This window comes from Vibrio sp. V04_P4A5T148 (assembly GCF_963875605.1).
GTDB lineage: Bacteria > Pseudomonadota > Gammaproteobacteria > Enterobacterales > Vibrionaceae > Vibrio > Vibrio anguillarum.
Genome location: NZ_CAWNMS010000047.1, coordinates 75,400 through 100,434, shown reverse-complemented (window position 1 = coordinate 100,434; position 25,035 = coordinate 75,400). Strand labels below are relative to the sequence as shown.

Sequence of the window (25,035 nt, the reverse complement as noted above, 5' to 3'; positions counted from 1 at the left end):
TTAAGGAAAATGGCTTAAGAAAAATGGCCTAAGAAAAAAGGATTCACGTTACCATGAATCCTTCAAGGATATTAAGCAGTTAAGGCTTAAAGGCCTAAGTAGTCAAGTATTCCTTCTGCGGCTTTGCGCCCTTCGTCAATGGCCGTGACGACCAGATCGGAGCCGCGTACGGCATCCCCACCAGCAAAAATTTTTTCATTACTGGTTTGGTACTGGAACGATTGCTGCGACGCGGCCTTAATGCGTCCCCATTGATCAAGTTCAACACCGAATGGCTCAAGCCATGGCATGGCATGTGGCTGAAAACCAAACGCCATAATGACGGCATCGGCTGCCAACACATGTTCGCTACCCGCAACGGGCTCGGGCTTGCGACGCCCAGCGGCGTCAGGCTCCCCTAAAGCGGTTTGCACCACTTTAACGCCACTCACTTGGCCTTGTTCATTGACCTCAATGGCGAGCGGTTGCAGGTTGAACATAAATTCTACGCCTTCTTCTTTGGCATTTTTCACTTCTCGGCGCGAACCCGGCATGTTCTCTTCATCGCGTCGGTAGGCACAAATCACTTTGGCGGCATGTTGGCGAATGGAAGTACGCACGCAATCCATCGCAGTGTCTCCGCCTCCAAGTACCACGACTTTTTTGCCCGCCATATCAATAAATGGTTGGGGTGATTCCAAACCCATCACTTTATAAGTATTTGACACTAAGAAGGGTAGAGCATCGTAAACACCGTTTGCCTCTTCATTTTCTAGCCCTGCGCGCATGTTTTGGTAAGTCCCGACACCGAGAAAAACGGCATCATATTCATTAAGCAGCGTTTGCAGTGTGATGTCTTTACCTACTTCGATGTTGAGCTGAAATTCGACGCCCATCTCACTGAAAATGCGGCGGCGGTTTTCCATTACGCCTTTTTCAAGTTTGAAAGAGGGAATACCAAAGGTTAGCAAACCACCAATTTCAGGATAGCGATCAAACACCACGGGCTTTACTCCGTTGCGCACTAAAATATCGGCTGCGGCTAGGCCAGCTGGGCCTGAACCAATGATCGCTACTTTCTTATCCGTCCACTCCACGTGCGACATGTCTGGTTTCCAGCCCATCTCAAACGCTTTGTCGTTAATGTATTTTTCGATATTACCTATGGTAACCGCACCAAAGTCATTGTTTAGGGTACAAGAGCCTTCACAGAGGCGATCTTGTGGGCAGACTCGCCCACACACTTCGGGCAAGCTGTTGGTTTGGTGCGATAGTTCAGCGGCTTCAATAATGCGCCCTTCATTGGCCAGTTTTAGCCATTGCGGAATGTAGTTGTGCACTGGGCATTTCCATTCGCAGTAAGGGTTGCCGCAATCTAAGCAGCGATCCGCTTGAGCAGTCGCTTGCTGTTTAGTAAAGGGTTCGTAAATTTCGACGAACTCGATTTTGCGAATAGTGAGCGGCTTTTTTGCCGGATCAACTCGATTCACATCAATAAATTGGTATACGTTCTGGCTCATTAATCTGGCTCCTTCCAATTATTGCGCTTGAACGCGAAGTTCGGCGGCACTGCGGCTTTGATGGCCGAGTAGGGTTTGCAGATCCGCCGCTTGGGGTTTGATGAGATAGAACTTTGGAATCCATTCATCAAAGTTCGCTAAGATCTGTTCAGCATGCACCGACCCCGTCTCTTCCAAATGCTCGGCAATTAAACCACGTAAATGTTCTTGGTGAATGTAGAGATCTTGCAATGAAATAGCCTCTACTGATTCACTGTTGACTCGACCTTGGAAATCACCGTTTTCATCCATCACGTAAGCAAAGCCGCCCGTCATACCCGCGCCAAAGTTAACGCCTGTTGCACCCAAAATGGCGACGATTCCGCCGGTCATGTATTCGCAAGCGTTATCACCAGCGCCTTCGATAACTGTGATAGTGCCAGAGTTACGCACGCCAAAACGCTCTCCCGCTTTGCCAGCCGCAAACAGCTTGCCGCCCGTTGCGCCATATAAACAGGTGTTGCCGATGATCGTAGCGTCGTTGCAGTTAAAAGCGGTACCAAGGTGGGGTTTGATGACTAGCTTTCCGCCTGCCATCCCTTTACCAACATAGTCATTGGCATCGCCAGTAAGGTAAAGCTCAACACCACCCGCGTTCCATACACCAAATGACTGACCTGCTGTGCCATCGAGATAAATTTTAATCGGCGAGGCGGCTACGCCTTGGTTACCATAACGTTTGGCTATTTCACCAGATAGGCGAGCACCGAGCGAGCGGTCAGTATTCTGTACGTTATAATACAAGCTGATCGATTGTTGTGCTTCAACTGCCGCTAAAGCGTCATCGACAAATTGTTGGTTAAGTTGTCCTTTATCAAACGGTGTATTGGGTTGAGTCCAGTAAAGCGGATGACCCTGAGCGGATACTGGCGCTTCCAATAAACCGGATAAGTCCAATTTGCTTTGCTTAGCGGTCATCCCTTCAAGTACTTCTAGTAAATCGGTGCGGCCAATCAGATCGGTGAGCTTTTCAACGCCCAACTGCGCCAAGTAACCACGGACCTCGTCGGCAAGACCGATGAAATAGTTCATCACCATCTCAGGTAAGCCTTTGAAATACTCTTTCCGCAGCGTTTCATCTTGCGTTGCTACGCCCGTCGCACAGTTATTAAGGTGGCAAATCCGTAAGAATTTACAGCCCATCGCGACCATAGGAGCTGTGCCAAAACCGAAGCTTTCGGCACCTAAAATCGCGCCTTTAATCACGTCCAGTCCTGTTTTTAGACCACCGTCAACTTGAAGCCGAATTTTGTGGCGCAGGCCGTTTGCGACTAACGCTTGTTGGGTTTCAGCAAGGCCGAGTTCCCAAGGGCTACCAGCGTATTTTACCGAGGTGAGCGGGCTAGCCGCTGTACCGCCGTCATAACCAGAAATAGTGATAAGATCGGCGTAGGCTTTGGCAACGCCAGTGGCAATGGTGCCAACGCCCGGCTCTGAAACCAATTTGACCGAGACTAACGCCTTTGGGTTAACTTGTTTGAGATCGAAAATTAGCTGGGCTAAATCTTCAATCGAATAAATATCGTGGTGCGGCGGTGGCGAAATTAAGGTCACGCCTTGCACTGAGTAGCGCAATTTGGCAATTTCCGCGGTCACTTTATGGCCGGGAAGTTGGCCACCTTCACCCGGCTTCGCTCCTTGCGCCACTTTAATTTGCAGTACGTCAGCATTGGTGAGGTAATGCGGAGTCACGCCAAAACGCCCTGATGCGACCTGCTTAATACGGGAGTTACGTTCAGTGCCAAAACGGCGTGGATCTTCTCCACCTTCACCAGAGTTGGAGTAGCCGCCTAAGCGGTTCATTGCGGTCGCTAACGCTTCATGAGCTTCTGGGCTTAAGGCGCCAATCGACATCGCCGCAGAATCAAAACGTTTAAATAGCTCCGTACGGGGTTCGATTTTTTCCAGTGCTAGCGGTGTCGCTGATTTTTTTAAGCGCAGTAAATCGCGTAGCATCGCGACGGGGCGTGCGTTGACCTGCTGGGCAAAGCTTTGGTAATCGGCGCTTTCACCTGATTTAACTGCGGCTTGTAAGGTACCAACCACATCTGGGTTATAGGCATGGTATTCACCACCATGCACGTATTTTAATAAGCCACCTTGTTCGAGCGTTTTACGTTTGGTCCACGCTTTGCGCGCTAAATTAAATAGATCTTGTTGGAAGTCTTCGAAGTTAGCACCTTGAATACGCGTGGTGACGCCTTTAAAACACAACTGAACTACGTCGCTATGTAGGCCAACCGCTTCAAACAGCTGCGAGCAGCGATAAGAGGCAACGGTTGAAATGCCCATTTTCGACATGATTTTCAATAAACCTTTGTCGATACCGTAACGGTAATTTTGCATCACCTCGCGATAGCTTTTTTCCAACGTGCCATCATCAATCATTTTGCCGAGCGTTTCGTAGGCCAAGTAAGGGTAGACGGCTGTTGCGCCAAAGCCGATTAAGACTGCAAATTGATGAGGGTCACGTGCGGTGGCGGTTTCGATAATGATGTTTGCATCGCAGCGTAAATTGGCTTCGACTAAGCGAGTGTGTACTGCGCCCACGGCCATTGCCGCTGGGATCGGCAGTTTATCCTTATGCAAAGCGCGGTCAGACAATACGATCAATACCGATCCTTGGCGTACGGCCTCCTCTGCTTGTTGGCAAAGTTCGAGCAAAGCTTGCTTGAGATCCTTATGCTGTGGATCGTAATTGATGTCTAAAATGGTATTGCGATAGTGTTTGTCGCTGAGCTCCAATAGCTGTTGCATGTCGGAATAGAGCAAGATAGGTGAATCAAAGGTAACACGATAAGCGTGACCATCGGTTTCACAGAACACGTTCATCTCTTGGCCGATGCTGGTGGCCAGTGACATCACGTGCTTTTCACGTAGTGGATCGATAGGCGGGTTCGTAACTTGGGCAAATTTTTGGCGGAAATAATCGGTAACCAAACGCTCTTTCGAAGAGAGCACCGCCATCGGCGTATCATCACCCATTGATCCCACCGCTTCTTGGCCTACATCTCCCAGTACGCGCAGTACTTGATCAATCTCTTCGTTGCTCATTGCAAACTGTTTTTGATAGGTTTTCAGCTCGTCATTGTCAAAGCTGCGCTCGCCCACCAAATCGTCACTGAGTTCAGAAAATGGCGTTAATCGGTGGACGTTATTTTTCATCCACTCGCCATAAGGGTGGCGGCTTTTGAGATCGTTATCAATTTCACTAGATTGCCACAATTTCCCATGACGGGTGTCGATCACCAGCAGTTCACCGGGCCCAACGCGGCCTTTTTCAGCCACTTCATCGGGCGCGTAATCCCAAATTCCGACTTCAGAGGCGAGGGTGATGAGTTTATCTTTGGTGATCACATAACGCGCAGGGCGAAGGCCATTGCGATCAAGGTTACAAGCAGCATAACGGCCATCCGATAACACAATGCCAGCTGGGCCATCCCATGGCTCCATGTGTTTTGAGTTAAAGTCGTAAAAGGCACGAAGGTCTGGGTCCATATCAGGGTGATTTTGCCACGCCGGCGGCACTAACATACGCATGGCACGGAAAATATCCATTCCCCCCGCTAAAAACAGATCGAGCATGTTGTCTAAGCTTGATGAATCGGAACCTGTTTCATTGACAAATGGCGCGGCGGTTTGCAGATCCGGTAGTAGGGGAGAGGCAAATTTGTAAGCCCGTGCTCGCGCCCATTGACGGTTCCCTTCGATAGTATTGATTTCACCATTGTGCGCTAAGTAGCGGAACGGCTGTGCTAGTGGCCAACGTGGCTGAGTATTGGTTGAAAAGCGCTGGTGGAACAAGCAAATGGCTGATTCCATCCGTAGATCAGCTAGGTCAAGATAAAAGCGCGGTAGGTCTGCAGGCATGCACAAGCCTTTGTAAACAATGACTTGAGTCGATAGTGAGCAAATATAGAAATCACGATCTTCGGTGATCTGTTTTTCAATGCGACGGCGAGCAATGTAAAGGCGTCGTTCAATGTCTCGTTCACGCCAACCCGCTGGAGCACTAATAAAGACTTGTTGAATATCAGGCACGGATTCGGCAGCAATAGGGCCAAGTACAGCTTGGTTCGTTGGTACGGTTCGCCAACCTGTCACTGTGAGTGTTTCTTGCGCCAGTTCTTTGTTGATAATATCGCGCGCTGATTGCGCTTTGACCGGATCTTGGCTGAAGAAAATCATACCAATTGCATACTGTTTGGCGAGCTTCCAGCCTTTTTCTTCAGCGATGAGTCGTAGGTAACTATCTGGTTTTTGTAGTAATAGACCACAGCCATCACCGGTTTTACCATCGGCTGCGATGCCGCCACGGTGAGTCATGCGATCTAATGCTGAAATCGCGGTTCTGACTAATTTATGGCTGGTTTGGCCTTCCATGTGGGCGATCAAACCAAATCCACAGTTGTCTTTCTCTAAACTTGGATCATATAGAGCCATTGCAATTCTCCCTTTGCTTCTCTGTCATCCAGACAGTAAATGACTAACTATTCTATTTTTGTTGTTTTAAGTGGGTAATTATGCGTTCATTCTCAATTTAAATTTTAACAAAAATGATTATTTTAATTTTCACTGACTTCACAACCTATAGCTTATGGTGCAAAAGGTCAAGTTGTTGGTGAAAAATCATGTTGCAATGGGATTTACCACCTAATCATCTAGATTAATATAATATATTCAATGAGATAGAATTTTTGTTGTTACAGTTTGTTAACGTGGGTAATCTCATGGAATAAGAATTAGCCATAAAAAAGGCCAGCATTAAATGCTGGCCAAAAAGTAGAACGTTGGAAGGAATCATCGCTGCTTAGCGCTCTGGATCACCTTGAACCAGCGCAAAGAGCGCGAGGCACTAGGCTGAAAGCATCAATGAGTCGGCTTTCGCTTCTAAGTTGGTGTTGCCCATCAAGTAAGCGTCGATCTCGCGTGCGCACTCGCGCCCTTCATTGATACAACGTACGACTAACGATTGTCCTGTGCGCATATCACCGGCAGCGAAAACACCTTTTTGGTTGGTCGCAAAACCTTGTGTTGCCACATTACCACGCTCATCTAACTTGATATCAAGCTGAGCAAGTACACCATGTGGTTCTGGATGTAAAAAGCCCATAGCAAGGAAAGCCATATCACACGCAATAATACGTTCACTGCCCGCGACTTCATCAAAGTTCGGGCGCTCACCCGGTTTTGCATCTTGCCAAACGATATCAGCAACACGTAGCCCCGTGACTTGACCTTGCTCGTTGCCGAGGAACTCTTTGGTCAGAATATTCCAATGACGTTCGCAGCCCTCTTCGTGGGAGGTTGAGGTGCGCAAAATCATTGGATACTGCGGCCAAGGCATGTTGGCTGGGCGTTTATTGGCCGGGATCGGCATGATTTCAACTTGCGTGATGCTTGCGGCGCCGTGTCGGTTTGAGGTTCCGACACAGTCAGAACCAGTATCACCACCACCAATTACCACCACATGTTTGCCCTTAGTGTGGATCTCATCAGTTTTAAGATCCATGTTATTCGCGCGGCGGTTATTTTGTGCCAGAAACTCCATCGCAAAATGAACCCCTTTTAACTCGCGCCCCGGAATCGGCAGGTTACGAGGCACGGTAGAGCCACCAGTAAGCAAGATGACATCAAACTCTTGGCGCAGTTGTTGTGCGTTGATATCAACACCGATATGTGCGTTTACTTCAAACTTGACGCCCGCTTCTGCCATCAAATTGATTTTGCGATCAATAACGTCCATACCCAGTTTGAAATCCGGAATGCCAAAACGCAGCAGGCCGCCGACTTTTTCATCACGTTCAAACACAGTAACTGAGTGACCCGCGCTGTTCAACTGCTCAGCTGCGGCCAAACCTGCCGGGCCAGAGCCAATGATAGCGATGGTTTTTCCAGTACGAGAACGCGGCTTTTTCGCTTTGGCATAGCCTTCGCGATAAGCCGTTTCCACGATGGTTTTTTCGATATTACAGATAGTAATGGGATCTTGGTTGATCCCGAGTACGCACGAACTTTCGCAAGGTGCAGGACACACGCGGCCTGTAAACTCGGGGAAGTTATTGGTTGAGCTTAAGATCTTCCAAGCTTCTTCCCAACTATCACGATAAACGGCATCGTTAAATTCAGGAATAATGTTACCGATAGGGCAACCGTTATGGCAAAACGGTACTCCGCAGTCCATGCAACGAGACGCTTGAGTATTAATTTTGCTACCAAACTCTTCGTTGAGGACAAACTCTTGGTTGTTTTGAATGCGAACCGTTGGATCGAGCTTTTTTGGCAGCTCGCGGCCATGTTCTAAAAATCCAGTAGGCTTACCCATTTATACGGCCTCCACTTCTTCCGTTTGTACTTGCGCAGCTGCAGCCTTGCGTTTTTGAAGAACCGCTTTGTAGTCACGCGGCATCACTTTCACCATTTGGGTAAGGTTTGCTTCAAAATTATCAAGGAATAACTGAGCCACTTCACTTCCTGTGAACTGAACATGTTTGTTGAGCATCTCACGTAGCAGATCGGTATCTTCTTGTTGCAGTGGGTCGAGATCAACCAATTCAGCGTTAAGCTTAGTTTCGAAGTCTCCATGCCGATTCCACACGTAGGCTACACCGCCGCTCATGCCAGCCGCAAAGTTACGTCCTGTCGAACCTAGGATCACTGCGACGCCACCTGTCATGTATTCACAGCCGTGATCGCCGATACCTTCTACGACTACTTTAGCTCCTGAGTTACGCACGCAGAAACGTTCTCCAGCAAGGCCGCGAATATAGGATTCACCAGAAGTTGCGCCATAGAAACAGACGTTACCCACCACGATGTTATCTTGCGCAATGATGGTTGAGCGCGTGTCAGGGTAGAGCACTAACGTACCGCCAGATAAGCCTTTGCCCCAATAATCGTTGGCATCACCTTCCACTTCAAACGTCACCCCTTTAGCAAGGAATGCCCCGAATGATTGTCCTGCGGAGCCGTTGAATTTAACTTTCATTGGCTGAGGTAGACCTTGGTCTTTATATACCTTCGATATTTCGTTCGACAGCATAGTACCCGTGCTACGGTCAGTGTTGACGATAGGGAAGACCGCGTTAACCGCTTCGCCTTTCTCAAGCGCGGGGTTGGCTACTTGAATTAGCTGACGATCTAGCACGTTTTCTAGATGATGATTTTGTTTGGTTTGGCAATAAACACCATCTTCTGCACGAGGCTCTTGAATGTACAACACTGGTGACAAATCGAGGTTTTTGTATTTCCAGTGGTTGATGTTGTCACGCACTTTCAGTTTATGCGATTGGCCAACCATTTCATCGATAGTACGGAAACCCAGTTCAGCCATGATTTCACGTAAGCCTTGCGCCATGTATTGGAAGAAGGTGACCACATCGTCTACGCGGCCATCAAAGCGCTCACGCAAGGTTTTGTTTTGTGTCGCAATCCCTACTGGGCAGGTGTTTTTATGACACTTACGCATCATGATACACCCTTCAACCACTAGCGCAGCGGTGGCAATTCCCCACTCTTCCGCGCCTAACAATGTCGCCATTGCAAGGTCACGTGGTGTTTTCATCTGACCGTCACTTTGCACCACAATGCGATTACGCAGGCCATTTTTAAGCAAGGTTTGGTGCGTTTCAGCAAGGCCGAGCTCCCAAGGTAAGCCTGTGTGACGAATCGAAGACATCGGTGATGCACCTGTGCCGCCATCATAGCCAGCAATTAATACCACATCCGCTTTGGCTTTAGCCACACCGGAGGCGATAGTACCAACCCCGGCTTCGGAAACTAATTTCACGTTGACGCGGCCAGTACGGTTCGCATTTTTCAAATCAAAGATCAGTTGCGCCAAATCTTCGATCGAATAGATATCGTGATGTGGTGGTGGTGAAATAAGACCGACTCCCGGAGTCGAGTGGCGTGTCGCACCGATCCAATCATCGACTTTATCACCCGGCAGTTGCCCACCTTCACCTGGTTTCGCGCCTTGAGCCATTTTGATCTGTAGTTCATCGGCATTGGTGAGGTAGTAGGAGGTCACGCCAAAACGACCAGAAGCGACCTGTTTAATTGCAGAGCGTTCCCAATCGCCATTTTCTTTGCGTTCAAAGCGTGCTGGATCTTCACCGCCTTCACCCGAGTTGGATTTCGCGCCAATACGGTTCATCGCCACGGCTAACGTTGAGTGCGCTTCGTAGGAGATTGAACCAAACGACATGGCACCGGTTGCGAAGCGTTTTAAAATACGTTCAATCGGTTCCACTTCCTCAATGGGAATCGAACCGGCTGGATTTTTAACAAAATCAAGCTGGCTACGCAGCGTGGCAGCGTTGTCGCCTTGGTCATCTACCGCTTTCGCGTATTGCTTGAACTGCACATAATCTTTGTTGCGTGTTGATTGTTGCAGCAACGAAATCGTCTCTGGGTTAAACAGGTGTTTTTCGCCACGCTGTTTCCACTGATAAACGCCGCCCACATCCAACACTTGCACTGGAACTTCGCGAGTCGGGTAGCCCACGCGATGGCGAACTAACACCTCTTTTGCGATGTCATCAATGGTCAAACCTTGGATGCGCGATACAGTGCCAGTAAAGTACTTATCTACCACTGATTTGCTGATGCCCAACGCTTCAAAAATTTGCGCACCGTGGTAAGACTGCAATGTGGAGATGCCCATTTTGGAGAAGATCTTCAGCAGCCCGCCGTTGATGCCTTTGCGGTAATTGTCAAACAGATCTTTCGCTGCAATGGTCGGGTCGAGTTTTTTGACTCGTTGTAAATCGATAATGGTTTCAATGACTAAATACGGGTTAACCGCATTTGCGCCATAGCCAATCAATGTCGCAAAGTGGTGCGTTTCACGCGCGTCGCCGGTTTCTACCACTATGTCACATTTAGCTCGTAAGCCTTTGCGGATCAGGTGGTGATGAACTGCACCGACAGCGAGCATTGCAGGGATCGCCGCATGGTTTGAGTTTACCGCGCGGTCAGTCAATAAAATAATCGAGTAACCATCGATAACCGCATCTTCTGCATATTGGCAAATGCGTTTCAGCGCGCGTTCCAATTTGCCTTGATCTTCACTGGCTTGAAATACGATATCTAAGGTTTTCGCTTGCAGATGTTCGTTATCAATAGCGCGCAGTTTCTCAAGCTCAGAGTTGGAAAGAACCGGAGATTCCAATTCGACTTTTAAGCAGTGCAGGGGGGTCTCTGTCAGTAAGTTCTGATCTTTACCGAGGTAAGTATTGAGCGACATCACCATTCTTTCACGGATCGGGTCGATCGGTGGGTTGGTGACTTGAGCAAACAGTTGCTTAAAGTAGTTGGAGAGATGCTGTGATTGATGCGAAAGCACTGCCAGAGGCCAGTCTGCCCCCATGGCCGAAAGCGGTTCATAACCGGTTTTTGCCAAAGGAAGAATGATTTCATTCACCTCTTCTGAGCTGACGCCAAACGACTGTTGGCGGGACATTAGACGCTCAGGAGCAGGTTGGCTGTACTGGTTGCTCGCTTCAGGCAGTTTTTTCAAGCTGAGGAGGTTCTCTTCAACCCATTTGGCGTAGGGCTGAGCATTCGCAATGCTGTCTTTCACTTCCTCATCAGAAATGATGCGTCCTTGCTCTAAATCAGCGACAAAGATACGTCCGGGCTGTAAACGGCCGCGGTATTCCACGTTCTCTGGTGCAATTTCAACCACGCCAGATTCTGAAGCCATGATCAGAAAATCATCTTTAGTCACGGTATAACGTGATGGGCGCAGGCCGTTACGGTCCAGTGTTGCGCCAACTTGTACACCATCAGTAAAACATACTGATGCTGGGCCATCCCACGGTTCCATGACGTTAGCATGGTATTGGTAAAATGCGCGGCGGGTTGGATCCATATTTTTATTTTCTTGCCACGCTTCAGGGATCATCATCATCAGGGCGTGTGGCAGGCTGCGGCCAGACAGAACCAGTAACTCTAATGCCATATCGAAGTTGGCGGAATCTGAACTGCCTTCTTGGCAAATTGGCAGCAGCATGTCGATTTCAGCTTGTGTAAACAAATCTGATTCGAGGATCGCTTCGCGCGCTTTCATCCAGTTTAAATTGCCGCGAACTGTGTTGATTTCGCCGTTGTGCGCAATGTAACGGAAAGGCTGAGCTAAGCGCCATTTAGGGAATGTATTGGTCGAAAAACGAGAATGCACCAGCGCCAGCGCGGTCACCATGGTCGGATTTTGTAGATCAAGGAAGTACTGTGGTACTTGCTCTGTGGTGAGCTGACCTTTATACACCAAGGTTTTGTAAGACATGGAGTTGATGTAAAAATCATCACCAATGTTGGACACACTTTCTAAGCAGACTCGAACGGTGTAATTACGCAGAACGTACAATTTACGCTCTAATTCTGCGGGGGTGGTACTTGGGCCACCGGAGATGAAAACGTGCTCAAATTGAGGCTCAGTGCTAAGTGGGTCTGCGCCAATCATGGAGTTATCGGTTGGCAAAACGCGATAACCCAGTACTTCTAAATCGAGTCTCTTGGCGTTGCGTTCTAAAATATCACGACACTGGGCGCGTTTGTGCTCATCTCTTGGAAACAGCACCACGCCGACGCCGTACTTTTCAAACGAAGGCAGTTTTAAGCCAAGTTTAACGGTCTCTTCAAGTAAAAACTCATGGGGTTTTTGTAATAAGATACCTGCGCCATCACCAGAACATGGGTCACAGCCTTGGCCACCACGGTGTTCCATACGAGCAAGCATGTCTAAAGCTTGAGTCACAACTTGGTGAGACTTACGGTTTTTCAGGTGGGCAACAAAACCGATACCACAAGCGTCATGCTCCAATTCAGGAGTATATAGACCTCGTGAATCCTGCTCTCTATCTACCATAGATACATCCTTCCAGTTCAATTTAGACGCACGTGTGCTAAGGCATACTTAGCGATGCGACTTGTCCTTTAATTGTTATCAATCTAAACCTGCCTGTGTTGGCGGGTTCGAATCCTTTCCGTCTCTCGCCGGAAAAATATGGCGAGAAAAACATTCCTTAGTGATATTCAATTTATTTATGCCACTTGCTAGTGGTTTGTATAGGAGGGGTGCGAATATCACCGATTTTTCCACAACTATTTATGTAAGGAATATCACAAAAAATAGGGTGGATGTGTAAGTATCCTACAATTTTGTTTATAGGAATTCCAACGAAAACTCATTTTAGTCGCCCATTTTTTTCGTTAAAAATGCATGTACCGTTTAACATTGGTGCAACATTAAGCAAATAACGCTGTTTTTATGAATGTTTATTGATTTTTGTTAGGTTGGAGAGTGTTTGATACGGCTACTCTTTGTGAATTTATTTTGCAGGGATGTAATTTAGTTACATAAATCTAACTGAGATTCATTACTATCTATAAGCGGTATTTCTTCAATGCAATTACATCAACTGGTTAACACGATCGGCCAAGATCTGCAGCGCCGTTATGGCGAAAAAGTTCACAAGCTGACCCTGCATGGTGGGTTTAGCTGTCCGAATCGAGATGGCACGATTGGGCGAGGTGGTTGCACCTTCTGTAATGTCGCTTCTTTTGCTGATGAAGAAACACAAGCCCAAAGTATTGAGCAGCAATTGACAGAACGCGCTGGTGAAATCAAACGTGCCAAAAAATATCTCGCGTATTTTCAAGCTTATACCAGTACCTATGCGGAAGTGCAGGTGTTGAAAAATATGTATCAGCAAGCGCTTCAATCGGCTGACATTGTTGGGTTATGCGTCGGCACTCGGCCTGATTGTGTACCCGATGCTGTGCTCGATTTATTGGCCGATTATGTGCGACAAGGTTTTGAAATTTGGCTCGAACTGGGTTTGCAAACCGCCAATAATCAAACACTCAAACGGATCAACCGTGGTCATGATTTTGAATGTTATGCGTTGATCACTGAGCGCGCTCGAGCCTTGGGGATCAAAGTATGCACGCATCTCATTGTGGGGCTACCTAAAGAAACGCGTACCGATAATCTTCAAACCTTAAAGCAAGTCTTAGCGGTAGGCACTGATGGTATCAAGTTGCATGGGCTGCATATTGTTGAAGGCAGTACGATGGCCAAAGCGTGGCGAGCAGGAAAATTACAAGCGCCAACGTTAGAAGAGTATGTTTCCATTGCGAGTGAATTGATTCAAATGACGCCACCTGAGATCATTTATCACCGAGTCTCGTCAGCCGCCCGGCGGCCGACCCTGCTTGCGCCACTGTGGTGTGAAAATCGTTGGCTTGCGATGACCGAAATAGGTCGAGCACTTAATCAAGGTGGCGCGCAAGGCTCACGCTTAAGTCGAGCGTTTGTCTATACGCTTCCAAACAGCTAAAGATTCAAGCAATTTCGCAAATCCTTGTGATTAACTTGGCTGACGAATCGACGTTAAACGCGTTAGACTAGTGGCACTGTTATTACATGGAAGTGTTTAATGAAACCCATGAAAAACCTTGCCCAGTACTATGTCGACCTATTGGTCAAACTGGGCATTCTCCGTTTCTCCATTCTTCTTGCGCTCGCTTTAGTGGCCTTGGCAGTGGTGGTGCAAGTTGGTATCACGTTGGTGCTCAATGGTTATGTTGATGATATCGACATTGTTCGTTCTGTCTTTTTTGGTTTATTGATCACGCCTTGGGCGGTCTATTTTCTTTCAGTGGTGGTCGATCAGTTAGAAGAGTCACGTCAACGCCTCTCGAAGTTGGTTTCTAAGCTCAAAGACATGCGCTCACGCGATCAAGAGCTCAATTATAAGCTTCAGCAAAATATCGAAAAACTCAACCAAGAAATTGAAGAGCGAATTAAGGCAGAGGAAGCGCGTGAAGAGGCGATGGCCGATTTAGAAAATGAGGTCTATCAACGCGAAAAAACGCAGCTTGAATTGGCAGAAAGAACCGCCTTATTGCGCTCTTTTATCGATGCCTCTCCTGATCTGATTTACTACCGTAATGCGAACGGCGTTTTTTCTGGCTGCAACCGAGCGATGGAAGAGCTAACGGGCAAGCGTGAGCATCAGTTGGTTGGGTTAACTCCGTGGGATGTCTATAGCAAAGAAGTCGCGCAACAGATCGTTGAAACTGACGAAAAAGTGTTTGCTGACAATCAAGCCATCACTTATGAGCAGTGGCTTGAATACCCTGATGGTCGCAAAAACTATTTTGAACTGCGCAAAGTCCCTTTTTATAGCAAAGATGGTCGCCACTTAGGGTTGGTGGGCTTTGGGCGAGACATTACCGAACGTAAACGCAATCAAGAGTCTTTGGAAAAAGCGAGCCGGGATAAAACCACTTTTATTTCGACCATCAGCCACGAATTGCGCACACCACTCAACGGTATCGTTGGTTTGAGCCGCATGTTGCTCGATAGCCCCATGACCCCAGAACAGCGTAAGTACATGCAGACCATTAATGTCAGTGCCATTACGTTAGGTAATATCTTCAACGATATCATTGATATGGATAAGTTTGACCGCCGGAAACTAGAACTACTGCCAGCGCCGTTGAATTTTGAAGAATTTGTTGCTGAAATTGAAAGCATCTCGGCGTTGATGGCTGAGCAAAAAGGGCTTAGGTTTGATCTCGAGCGGCTCAGTGATTTACCTGTTGCGATTGAAGTGGATGCTACGCGCCTGCGTCAGGTATTGTGGAACCTGATAAGTAATGCGATGAAATTTACCAAAGAAGGTGGCGTCGTCATGACGGTCTGCGCTGATATTGAGGATAAGTTTGCGCACATTACCATGGAAGTTGAAGACACAGGCATTGGTATACCAGAGGCTGAACTCGATAAAATCTTCGCCATGTATTACCAAGTTAAATCGGGTAAGGACAATTTGCACGCTGTTGGCACGGGGATTGGCTTAGCGGTATCTCGCCAGTTAATCAACTTAATGGATGGTGATATTTCTGTGAGCAGTGAAGAAGGTTTTGGTAGCACCTTCACCGTTTCAATTCGTGTGCCTTTGGCACAAGATGCCCAATTCAAACCAACGTTACCCGTTCCTCAAAAAAGTTTAGCCATTTTTATGGTTGAAGATATTGAGCTCAATATTACAGTTGCTCGTTCTTTGCTAGAAAGTTTAGGACACACGGTTACCGTCGCTATGACAGGTGAAGAAGCCAAACAAAAATTTGTGCCGCAAGAGTACGATCTGGTTTTCCTCGACATTCAACTGCCAGACATGACCGGGTTTGATGTCGCTGCGTTTTATCGAGAAACTTATGATAACCTTCCGCCACTTGTTGCATTGACCGCCAACGTATTGAAAAATAAAGCTGAATATCTAGAGAAAGGGATGGATGACGCGATCAGTAAACCATTGTCAGTACTGGCGATTCAAGAGGTGATTGCAAAATTCACCCATAGTGAGGCGACTCAACTTGCCGACGCTAAGGTTAAGGCTGCCTCAGTAGAACACAGTGAGTTGAACACGCATTTGCTCGATCTTGAAATGCTTGAGTCTTATATCGATATTGTTGGCCCGAAACCTGTGCTGGAAAGTATCCAAATGTTCGAGCAGATGATGCCCAGTTACGTTGAAGTGCTAGACTCCAATATGGTAGCAAAAGATCAAGCAGGCATTGTTTCAGAAGCACACAAAATCAAGGGTGCTGCGGGTTCAATTGGTTTGAAACACATCCAAAACGTTGCACAAAAGGCACAGTCACCAGAGCTACCTGCTTGGTGGGAAAATATTGGTGACTGGATAGATGAAATTAAAAATGGGTATCAACACGATATTCAAGTCTTGAAACAATGGTTAACTCAAAGGTAATGGTATGAAAAAAATCGGGTTGGCTTCATTAGTCATGGCGCTACTATCTGGCTGTAGTTCACCGCAAGTGAATTGGCTGCAGGACAGCAGTGCCGTGATATCAAATATCACCATTGGGTTGAAAAGTAACCTTTGGATCAATCAAATGCCTACAGCTAATGAGAGCGAAATACCTCTTGTGCATGGGACATTAAGATTGGATTCGTCGGCAATATTACCTGCCAATTTAACGATTGACGCGTTGATGGTCCAGCAAAGGGATAAAAATTGGCTGGTGGGCAGTGAATCGTTAGATTTACGGACTCAAAGTGAAGATCAATGGGAAGTTGTGTTTGAATGGCCGATGCAGCTTAATGTGGATAAGCCCGTTAATGTAGCTTTGCAATTGAGCGATGGTACAACAGCGCAGTGGCTTATCGAAAAGAGCGTCTTCATCGACAAAGTCTATTAGATTTATAGAACGGCTCCACGCGCAGTAGTCAGCCATGAAAAAAGCCCTTTAACCTGAGGTTAAAGGGCTTCTAACTATCTGGGGGTAGACGTTTAGTCTTCTAGATCACCACAGAAGCGGTAGCCTTCGCCATGAATTGTGGCGATGATCTCTGGCGTACCTGAGACTGATTCAAAGTGTTTACGGATACGACGAATCGTCACATCTACTGTTCTGTCGTGTGGTTTCAATTCACGGCCAGTCATCTTTTTAAGCAAATCTGCGCGAGTTTGGATTTTTCCTGGGTTCTCACAGAAGTGCAGTAAAGCGCGGAATTCTGAGCGAGGAAGCTTGTAGCCTTCACCATCCGGATTCACTAAAGAGCGGCTATTGATATCCAATACCCAACCGTTGAACTCATATTTTTCCACACTGCGTTTCTCTTCTTGAGTCGTATTGGTATTCATTGAACGACCTAGAAGATTACGAGCACGAATCGTCAGTTCACGTGGGTTAAATGGTTTGGTGATGTAGTCATCAGCCCCGATCTCTAAACCGAGGATTTTATCAACTTCATTATCACGACCAGTCAAAAACATCAGTGCAACATTAGCCTGTTCACGAAGCTCACGAGCTAACAGAAGGCCGTTTTTACCTGGTAAATTGATGTCCATAATGACCAAGTTAATGGGGTTATCAGACAGCACATGGTGCATCTCTTCACCGTTACTGGCCTCAAAAACAGCGTATCCCTCTGCTTCAAAAATACTCTTAAGAGTGTTACGAGTTACTTGCTCATCTTCAACGATAAGAATCTGCGGGGTTTGCATTGGCGGTACCTAAACTTGTGAAAAAATTGTGCTAATAGAATTAATTGTAGGCAAAAAATTGCAACATACAGGTAATCTGCTGCCGATAATAAACTAAAGTTTTGAAAAAAACACTTACTTCAGTTGCCCGCCGTCCTTAGGCATATCTTGCATTGAGGTCTCCATACCCTCGGTGTTCTACTAGTCTTTAAGGCGGATTCTATAATGTTAACAGCATGCTAACAACGGCAGAATGTTAATTCCAATCACTTTGTTGATTTACATCAAGAGTTCTAATGTAACAAATATTAATCGTCTTAAGCAGTTGTAAATTTACACCACATTACCCATGCAAATAGCATGCTTTTTGGGGATTTTCGCTGGGGATGGTAGCATTAGGCGTAATGGGCTTTACCTCACATAGAAATTTACCAGCAAAGAACTTGTTAACTCGATACTTGTCAAAAAATGGGAATTGCGTAAAAAATCAACGTTTACAGCGGGGGATATCGCACTATTATGGATGTCACCAATATGAATATTCAGTCTTTTAAATGCAGTTGGCCGCCAAGTTATGCTCATTCTCAGCGGGTTTTTCTTTGCATCGTTTGTATGAATAGGTGAGTAAAGTATCTGGCATTATGGTTGATTGAGCTGTGGTTTTACAGCGCGTCTAATGTGTCAGATGAAAATAATAAACAATAATCAAGGAAGAAGGATGATAGATATCACACCAGATATTTGCGATAAATTTGAATCGCAAATCAATATATTGGATTTGCCTTTGCAAACTTTTGGTTTAAGGAGTGCTTTTTGGGGGCAAATTGTCACCGTGCGTTGCTATCACGATAACTCTAAAGTTCGTGACGTATTAAGCCAAAATGGTAAAGGGAAAGTTTTAGTCGTCGATGGTAACGGTTCGTGTCAAAGAGCGTTATTGGGTGACCAACTGGCGATCATGGCGATTGAAAACGGTTGGGAAGGGGTCATCATTTATGGAGCGATACGCGATGTTGCTGCGTTATCGCAAATGGATTTAGGCGTGAAAGCGTTAGCGAGTTGTCCACTTAAGACCGATAAGAGAGGTGCAGGCGAAATTAATGTGACGCTGACTATCCTCAACCAGATGATTCAGCCGGGTGACTATGTTTATGCCGATTGGAATGGTGTTTTAACGTCAACTCAAGCGCTAGACTGGCACTAGAATCTGAAACCCACCCCAAATTGAACGCCTTGTTGCCACTCTTGATAATCAAGGGTGGCATGTAAATCAACGTTTTCTGACAGTTGAAGTCTGCTAGATAGCTCCGCCGCCATAGCATCGGCACTGCTCGTATCATTCGGATTACTGGCGGCTGACCGTAAGGTGCTTTTTAGTGATAATTTTGGGGTTAGCTGGTAGCTAAGGCCACTTAAAAAACCACTTTCGGATCCGTAGTCGGAATTATTTATCCTCGCTCCAATGTACAGATCTAAATTGTCAAAAAGGTTATAAGAATAACCGCCATCAATAGTCCAACTATCAAATTGTTGACCATCACTTTCGCTTGAAAGAAATAAGCGATGTGGAGATTGGCTCTGTGAAGAAGGAAGTGCAGGTAAGGTATTGGCCATGCTAGATAAAGAGATAAGCAGAAATAAACATAGTGCAACTTTTAGTTTCATCTGCCTCTCCTTATTATTGTTTTGAGTTACTGCGTCCACTGCGGTAACAACAATTAAAGCACAAATTTCACACGATGACAGCGTTATGTATATAGCATTTTGTTATTTGCTTATGTGTAAAATGGTTGCACTTAATGTGCAATGAGTATCTTATTTGTGTTGTGTTTTTTAATTTGATTAATTCGGAATGACTATAAAAAATAGCAGATTTTCGTTGACTAATGATGACGAAGTAAGGTAAACGTAAAGGCAATTAAACACACGAGTATTTAAATTTTTCTATGTTACAGCGCAGCCTAGTAGTAATGACAACCACCATTATTATTACCGACATGACACATGTTGGGGCGGGCCGCTGAGCGAAAAGTTTTTACAAAAAAGGCCTGTATCCCACCAGATACAGGCCTTTTTTTATACCAATTTGAACTGTTTTGGAGGAAGGGATGCGAGTATTAAAGTTTGGAGGTTCATCGTTAGCCGATGCTGATCGTTTTTTAAGGGCGGCAGATATCATCGTTAACAATGTACAGCAAGAAGAAGTCGCCGTTGTGCTCTCTGCACCGGGAAAAACCACCAATAAATTAGTGGCAGTTATTGAGAGTGCTTTGCGTAATGGCGAAGCAGAACGCCAAATAGCGGAGCTTGAATTCTCATTTTTCGATCTACTCGCTGGCATCAAAGCACAATTACCTAATGTGGATTCGGCCGCTTTTGACAATCAAGTAAAAACGTCACTGTCTCAGCTGCGTCAATTTGTACACGGCATTAATTTACTCGGTATGTGCCCAGACAACGTCAATGCGCGCATTATCAGTAAAGGTGAGCGAGTCTCTATCCAACTGATGAAAGCGGTACTTGAAGCAAAAGGACAAGCGGCTGCATTGATTGACCCAGTACAATATCTTTTTGCTAAAGGTGAGTACCTTGAGGCAATGGTCGATGTTGAGATCTCCACGCAAAATTTCAAGCAAAATCCACTTCCGCAAGCGCATGTTAACATTATGCCGGGTTTCACGGCTGGTAATGAAAAGGGTGAATTGGTCTGTCTAGGCCGTAATGGCTCGGATTATTCTGCGGCTGTGCTTGCGGCATGTTTACGTGCAGATTGTTGTGAGATTTGGACCGATGTCGATGGCGTTTATAACTGTGACCCACGTTTGGTTGCGGATGCTCGTTTATTAAAATCACTCAGCTACCAAGAAGCGATGGAGCTTTCGTATTTTGGCGCGTCAGTGTTACATCCCAAAACCATTGCACCGATTGCACAATTTCATATTCCGTGTCTTATCAAAAACAGTTTTAACCCTCAAGGCGCAGGTACGCTGATTGGTCAAGATACAGGTGAAGATAAGCTTGCTATCAAAGGTATTACTACACTCAATAATTTGACTATGGTCAACGTCTCCGGCCCTGGCATGAAAGGCATGGTCGGCATGGCTAGCCGTGTGTTTGGCGCGATGTCTGCCGCAGGCGTTTCTATTGTGCTGATTACGCAATCCTCTTCAGAATACAGCATCAGTTTCTGTATTGAGGCGCAAGATAAAGCCCTTGCCAAAAGAGCATTATCGGAAGCGTTTGAACTGGAATTAAAAGATGGCCTACTTGAGCCTGTCGAGTTTATGGATGACGTTGCGATTGTCACTCTGGTTGGTGACGGCATGCGCACTTCGCGCGGAGTGGCTTCTCAATTTTTCTCATCGCTGGCTGAAGTTCACGTCAATATTGTTGCCATTGCACAAGGCTCTTCCGAGCGAGCTATTTCGGCGGTGATTCCAGAAGATAAAATTTCAGAAGCGATCAAGGCTTGTCATGAAAATCTCTTCAATTCTAAGCATTTCTTGGATGTGTTTGTGGTCGGTGTCGGCGGTGTCGGAGGCGAATTAGTTGATCAAATTCATCGTCAGCAAGCCAAACTAGCCGATAAAGGAATTGTGATTCGAGTGTGTGGCCTTGCGAATAGTAAGGCACTATTGCTGGATAGCGAAGGCTTGCCGCTGGAGCATTGGCGTGATCGAATGCATAGCGCGAGTGAAGAATTTAGCCTCGCAAGGCTTATCTCTCTAGTGCAGCGTAACCATATCATTAACCCTGTCTTAGTTGATTGTACTTCCAGTGAAGTGATCGCCAACCAGTACGCCGAATTTTTGGCTGCGGGTTTTCATGTTGTGACGCCTAATAAAAAAGCCAATACCGCAAGCATGGCCTACTATCACCAGCTGCGTGAAGTGGCGCGCAACTCGCGCCGTAAACTGATGTACGAAACGACGGTTGGTGCTGGTTTACCTGTGATTGAAAACTTGCAAAATCTCATTGCCGCTGGTGATGAGTTGGAAAAATTCAGCGGTATTTTATCTGGCTCTCTTTCGTTTATTTTTGGCAAACTGGATGAAGGTATGACTCTTAGTCAAGCTACGCAGCTAGCTAAAGACAAAGGTTTTACTGAGCCTGACCCTCGTGATGATCTGTCGGGAATGGATGTGGCTCGCAAGCTGTTAATTTTAGCTCGTGAGGCGGGAATGCCTTTAGAGCTGGATGACGTAAAAGTCGATCTTGCTTTGCCGCCGGGTTTCGATATTTCGGGTACAGTTGAAGAGTTTATGGCGCGCTTGCCGCAGGCTGATGCTTATTTCCAAGAGCTATCCACTAAGGCAGCAGCCGAAGGTAAGGTATTACGTTATGTTGGTGAAATATCAGAGGGCCAATGCAAGGTGAAAATTGCAGTGGTCGATGAAAATGACCCAATGTTTAAAGTCAAAGATGGTGAGAATGCACTGGCGTTTTATAGCCGTTATTATCAACCGATTCCATTGGTGTTGCGTGGTTATGGGGCGGGTACAGAAGTAACAGCAGCAGGGGTGTTTTCTGATGTGATGCGCACCTTAGGTTGGAAGTTAGGGGTTTAATTGATGAGTTCAAGTGACATGAGTGTAGTGGTGTATGCCCCAGCTTCAATTGGTAATGTGAGCGTTGGGTTTGATGTTTTAGGGGCGGCCGTGTCGCCAATTGATGGTAGTTTATTGGGGGATCGCGTTGAAGTTAAAGCGGGCAGTGAACCTTTTGTACTCGAAACAGCAGGTCGCTTTGTTGACAAGCTGCCACAAGATCCAAAGCAGAATATTGTTTACGATTGCTGGCTTGTTTTTGCCAGAGAGCTTGAAAAAAAGAGCATTGCAGTAAAGCCGTTGCAAATGACGTTAGAAAAAAATATGCCGATTGGTTCAGGCTTAGGTTCGAGTGCTTGTTCAATTGTTGCAGCTTTAGATGCGTTGAACCGGTTTCACGGTAACCCACTTAATCAAACCGAGCTTTTAGCGCTGATGGGCGAAATGGAAGGCAAAATTTCAGGCGGTATACATTATGATAACGTTGCCCCCTGCTACTTAGGCGGCGTGCAATTGATGCTTGAAGAGCTAGGCATCATCAGCCAAGAAGTGCCTTGTTTTGACGATTGGTATTGGGTGATGGCGTATCCTGGGATTAAAGTTTCCACAGCCGAAGCGCGAGCGATCTTACCTTCACAATATCGTCGACAGGACATCATTGCGCATGGCCGTCATCTCGCAGGTTTCATTCATGCTTGTCACTCAGGTCAGCCTGAGCTAGCGGCTAAACTGATCAAAGACGTGATTGCTGAACCGTATCGTGAGAAACTTCTGCCCGGCTTTTCGGATGCGCGTAAATACGCTGCATCAGCCGGAGCGCTCACCACTGGCATTTCCGGCAGTGGCCCAACACTGTTCAGTATTTGCAAAGAAAAAGAGGTTGCCGAGCGAGTTGCTCGTTGGCTTGAACAACATTATGTACAAAATGAAGAAGGATTCGTCCATATTTGTCGCTTAGACAAAAATGGCTCGACCGTTACAGGAAGTGCTCTATGAAGCTTTACAACATAAAAGAAAATGATGAACAAGTCTCTTTTGGCCAAGCCGTACGCCAAGGATTAGGACGCAATCAAGGGCTATTTTTCCCAGCAGCGTTGCCTCAGTTTGAAGATATTGACGCGTTACTAGCCGAAGATTTTATCTCTCGTAGTACAAAAATTCTCAGCGCCTTAATTGGCGATGAATTACCAGCAGAGCAAGTGAATGCGATGGTTGATGCGGCTTTTCAGTTTCCAGCACCGATTAAGCAAGTGAAAGACGGCATTTATGCTCTAGAGCTTTTCCACGGTCCAACGCTGGCATTTAAAGATTTTGGTGGTCGCTTTATGGCGCAGTCACTGGCCGCCGTTTCAAATGGTGGACAGATCACCATTTTAACCGCGACTTCTGGTGATACTGGCGCTGCGGTGGCTCATGCCTTTTATGGAATGCCAGACATCAAGGTCGTGATACTTTACCCTAAAGGTAAGATCAGCCCGTTACAGGAAAAACTCTTCTGCACTCTGGGCAACAATATTCACACTGTCGCGATAAATGGTGACTTTGATGCTTGCCAAGCGTTAGTTAAGCAGGCTTTTGATGACGCTAAGCTTCGCCAAGAGATCGGTTTAAACTCTGCAAATTCAATCAATATCAGCCGTTTAATGGCACAAATTTGCTACTACTTTGAGGCCGCATCACAATTAAGCAAAGCGCAGCGTGAAAACTTAGTCATCTCCGTACCGAGTGGCAACTTTGGCAACCTAACCGCGGGTCTGTTGGCAAAAGCATTGGGCTTACCTATCAAGCGTTTTATCGCGGCAACCAATGCCAATGATACCGTTCCTCGTTACTTAGAAACGGGTCAATGGGATCCAAAACCCACGGTAGCGACCACATCGAATGCGATGGATGTGAGTCAGCCGAACAACTGGCCGCGCATCGAAGAGCTTTGTCGCTTAAAGGGCTGGGGGCTAGATACCTTAGGTAAAGGTGCGGTATCTGATGCACAAAGTGCGGATTCAGTTCGTGAACTTTACGCGCAAGGTTATTTGTGTGAACCGCATGGTGCCATTGCGTATCGAGTTTTGGATGAGCAGTTACAAGAGGGAGAAACGGGGCTATTTTTGTGTACTGCGCACCCTGCCAAATTTAAAGAAGTCGTTGACGATGTGCTAGGCACTGACATTGAATTACCTGCTCCTCTTGCAAAACATGCAGTGATGGCGTTGCTTTCTGAAGAGTTAGACAATGATTTTGACGCTCTAAAAACGGTGTTAAGACGCGTTCAGCCTTAAAGAGATCCTGATTTAATCTTATTGAAGTCAGGATGATATTCCTCTAACGATAAAAATGGCGCTCATTGAGCGCCATTTTTGGATATGAATATTCTCATCAACGCTATGATTATAGCGTCTCAGTGAAGGTACGTGCGATAACGTCACGTTGCTGTTCTTGAGTCAATGAGTTGAAACGAACAGCGTAACCAGAAACACGAATCGTCAGTTGCGGATACTTCTCAGGGTGTGCAACGGCATCTTCAAGAGTTTCACGCTTAAGAACGTTCACATTTAGGTGCTGACCGCCTTCGATGCGAGGTGCTGTTTCAATCGCAACTTCACGGCTTTCATACTCACCAAGGTCGCTGACCGCGATAACTTGATCTGCTTGGTAGCCTGCGTTAGCGGCAACGCAACGTGCTTCATTCTTTTCGTTATCGAGTAACCAGATAGAATTTAGTAGGTTGTCGTTTGCTGCTTTTGTAATTTGAATGCCTTGAATCATCACTATCTCCTAGTCCACTTAAGTGGCGTTATTGGTGTTTATTTTCTAACTTTGTTGAGTTGGTTATTATATAGCTAATATCCTTAAAAATAATATTGATTTAGGTCAAAAAACAACGATATACATTGATAATGTGGGGTTTATTTTATTGATTTAAATCAA

Annotated in this window: 15 protein-coding genes and 1 other annotated feature; of the genes, 8 read left to right on the top strand and 7 right to left on the bottom strand. The window is 46.3% G+C overall.

The genetic code is table 11. The features are described 5' to 3' along the window. Positions 1–86: 86 nt before the first annotated feature. The 4 genes from AACT18_RS10225 to gltB (AACT18_RS10210) all read right to left on the bottom strand — a co-directional run bounded on the left by AACT18_RS10225 (position 87) and on the right by gltB (AACT18_RS10210) (position 12,411). Positions 87–1,499, bottom strand: coding sequence for an FAD-dependent oxidoreductase (locus AACT18_RS10225; protein ID WP_094125172.1), 1,413 nt, complete (start codon positions 1,497–1,499; stop codon positions 87–89). An 18-nt stretch (positions 1,500–1,517) separates the two neighbouring features. Further along, positions 1,518–5,981 (bottom strand): glutamate synthase large subunit, encoded by a 4,464-nt coding sequence (gene gltB / locus AACT18_RS10220; RefSeq protein ID WP_094125171.1) that lies wholly within the window; start codon positions 5,979–5,981, stop codon positions 1,518–1,520. Positions 5,982–6,393: 412 nt separating this feature from the next. Continuing rightward, positions 6,394–7,863 carry a glutamate synthase subunit beta gene (locus AACT18_RS10215; RefSeq protein ID WP_094125215.1) on the bottom strand — a complete coding sequence of 490 codons (1,470 nt, stop codon included), beginning with the start codon at positions 7,861–7,863 and terminating at the stop codon, positions 6,394–6,396. Continuing rightward, a complete protein-coding gene (gene gltB, locus AACT18_RS10210) occupies positions 7,864–12,411 on the bottom strand; it encodes a glutamate synthase large subunit (protein WP_029189889.1) in 4,548 nt (1,515 codons plus the stop codon). It abuts the gene before it with no gap. Positions 12,412–12,949: 538 nt separating this feature from the next. On the opposite strand from gltB (AACT18_RS10210), the gene AACT18_RS10205 reads away from it, so the two are divergent. From AACT18_RS10205 to AACT18_RS10195, 3 genes are all read left to right on the top strand, one after another. Beyond that, a complete protein-coding gene (locus AACT18_RS10205; RefSeq protein WP_064625857.1) occupies positions 12,950–13,885 on the top strand; it encodes a TIGR01212 family radical SAM protein in 936 nt (311 codons plus the stop codon). Between the two features lie 99 nt (positions 13,886–13,984). Next, positions 13,985–16,324, top strand: coding sequence for an aerobic respiration two-component sensor histidine kinase ArcB (arcB, locus tag AACT18_RS10200; RefSeq protein ID WP_094125214.1), 2,340 nt, complete (start codon positions 13,985–13,987; stop codon positions 16,322–16,324). Positions 16,325–16,328: 4 nt separating this feature from the next. Next, complete coding sequence (locus AACT18_RS10195; RefSeq protein ID WP_013856107.1) at positions 16,329–16,775, top strand: hypothetical protein; 447 nt, start codon at positions 16,329–16,331, stop codon at positions 16,773–16,775. A 92-nt stretch (positions 16,776–16,867) separates the two neighbouring features. On the opposite strand, the gene arcA is transcribed toward AACT18_RS10195, so the two are convergent. After that, positions 16,868–17,584 carry a two-component system response regulator ArcA gene (gene arcA, locus AACT18_RS10190; protein ID WP_013856108.1) on the bottom strand — a complete coding sequence of 239 codons (717 nt, stop codon included), beginning with the start codon at positions 17,582–17,584 and terminating at the stop codon, positions 16,868–16,870. A 697-nt stretch (positions 17,585–18,281) separates the two neighbouring features. On the opposite strand from arcA, the gene AACT18_RS10185 reads away from it, so the two are divergent. After that, positions 18,282–18,767 (top strand): putative 4-hydroxy-4-methyl-2-oxoglutarate aldolase, encoded by a 486-nt coding sequence (locus AACT18_RS10185; protein WP_010318275.1) that lies wholly within the window; start codon positions 18,282–18,284, stop codon positions 18,765–18,767. Here the strand turns inward: AACT18_RS10185 and AACT18_RS10180 are convergent. Continuing rightward, positions 18,764–19,267, bottom strand: coding sequence for a hypothetical protein (locus tag AACT18_RS10180; protein WP_094125213.1), 504 nt, complete (start codon positions 19,265–19,267; stop codon positions 18,764–18,766). The genes AACT18_RS10185 and AACT18_RS10180 overlap by 4 nt on opposite strands. Before the next feature lie 242 nt (positions 19,268–19,509). On the opposite strand from AACT18_RS10180, the gene thrL reads away from it, so the two are divergent. The 4 genes from thrL (at position 19,510) to thrC (ending at position 24,386) form a co-directional block, all read left to right on the top strand. Continuing rightward, the gene (gene thrL, locus AACT18_RS10175) at positions 19,510–19,587 is read left to right on the top strand and encodes a thr operon leader peptide (protein ID WP_100208354.1); all 78 of its coding nucleotides are present in this window, start codon (positions 19,510–19,512) and stop codon (positions 19,585–19,587) included. Further along, positions 19,525–19,642 (top strand) — a sequence feature (Thr leader region). It overlaps the preceding gene by 63 nt. Before the next feature lie 29 nt (positions 19,643–19,671). Further along, the gene (thrA, locus tag AACT18_RS10170; protein WP_026027387.1) at positions 19,672–22,131 is read left to right on the top strand and encodes a bifunctional aspartate kinase/homoserine dehydrogenase I; all 2,460 of its coding nucleotides are present in this window, start codon (positions 19,672–19,674) and stop codon (positions 22,129–22,131) included. Between the two features lie 18 nt (positions 22,132–22,149). Then, complete coding sequence (gene thrB, locus AACT18_RS10165; RefSeq protein ID WP_094125216.1) at positions 22,150–23,106, top strand: homoserine kinase; 957 nt, start codon at positions 22,150–22,152, stop codon at positions 23,104–23,106. Further along, positions 23,103–24,386: a threonine synthase gene (gene thrC / locus AACT18_RS10160; RefSeq protein WP_094125212.1), complete on the top strand. Its 1,284-nt coding sequence runs from the start codon at positions 23,103–23,105 to the stop codon at positions 24,384–24,386. The genes thrB and thrC overlap by 4 nt, the downstream gene beginning before the upstream one ends. Positions 24,387–24,495: 109 nt before the next feature. On the opposite strand, the gene grcA is transcribed toward thrC, so the two are convergent. Beyond that, a complete protein-coding gene (grcA, locus tag AACT18_RS10155; protein WP_026027385.1) occupies positions 24,496–24,873 on the bottom strand; it encodes an autonomous glycyl radical cofactor GrcA in 378 nt (125 codons plus the stop codon). Positions 24,874–25,035: the final 162 nt, after the last annotated feature.

Excerpts from the sequence above, each read along its gene's own strand:
- gltB (WP_094125171.1), bottom strand. The coding sequence starts at position 5,981 with ATGGCTCTATATGATCCAAGTTTAGAGAAAGACAACTGTGGATTTGGT.
- thrB (WP_094125216.1), top strand. The coding sequence starts at position 22,150 with ATGAGTGTAGTGGTGTATGCCCCAGCTTCAATTGGTAATGTGAGCGTT.
- AACT18_RS10215 (WP_094125215.1), bottom strand. The coding sequence starts at position 7,863 with ATGGGTAAGCCTACTGGATTTTTAGAACATGGCCGCGAGCTGCCAAAA.
- AACT18_RS10225 (WP_094125172.1), bottom strand. The coding sequence starts at position 1,499 with ATGAGCCAGAACGTATACCAATTTATTGATGTGAATCGAGTTGATCCG.
- thrC (WP_094125212.1), top strand. The coding sequence starts at position 23,103 with ATGAAGCTTTACAACATAAAAGAAAATGATGAACAAGTCTCTTTTGGC.
- AACT18_RS10195 (WP_013856107.1), top strand. The coding sequence starts at position 16,329 with ATGAAAAAAATCGGGTTGGCTTCATTAGTCATGGCGCTACTATCTGGC.
- thrL (WP_100208354.1), top strand. The coding sequence starts at position 19,510 with ATGTTACAGCGCAGCCTAGTAGTAATGACAACCACCATTATTATTACC.
- gltB (WP_029189889.1), bottom strand. The coding sequence starts at position 12,411 with ATGGTAGATAGAGAGCAGGATTCACGAGGTCTATATACTCCTGAATTG.
- arcA (WP_013856108.1), bottom strand. The coding sequence starts at position 17,584 with ATGCAAACCCCGCAGATTCTTATCGTTGAAGATGAGCAAGTAACTCGT.
- AACT18_RS10205 (WP_064625857.1), top strand. The coding sequence starts at position 12,950 with ATGCAATTACATCAACTGGTTAACACGATCGGCCAAGATCTGCAGCGC.
- grcA (WP_026027385.1), bottom strand. The coding sequence starts at position 24,873 with ATGATTCAAGGCATTCAAATTACAAAAGCAGCAAACGACAACCTACTA.
- AACT18_RS10185 (WP_010318275.1), top strand. The coding sequence starts at position 18,282 with ATGATAGATATCACACCAGATATTTGCGATAAATTTGAATCGCAAATC.
- arcB (WP_094125214.1), top strand. The coding sequence starts at position 13,985 with ATGAAACCCATGAAAAACCTTGCCCAGTACTATGTCGACCTATTGGTC.
- thrA (WP_026027387.1), top strand. The coding sequence starts at position 19,672 with ATGCGAGTATTAAAGTTTGGAGGTTCATCGTTAGCCGATGCTGATCGT.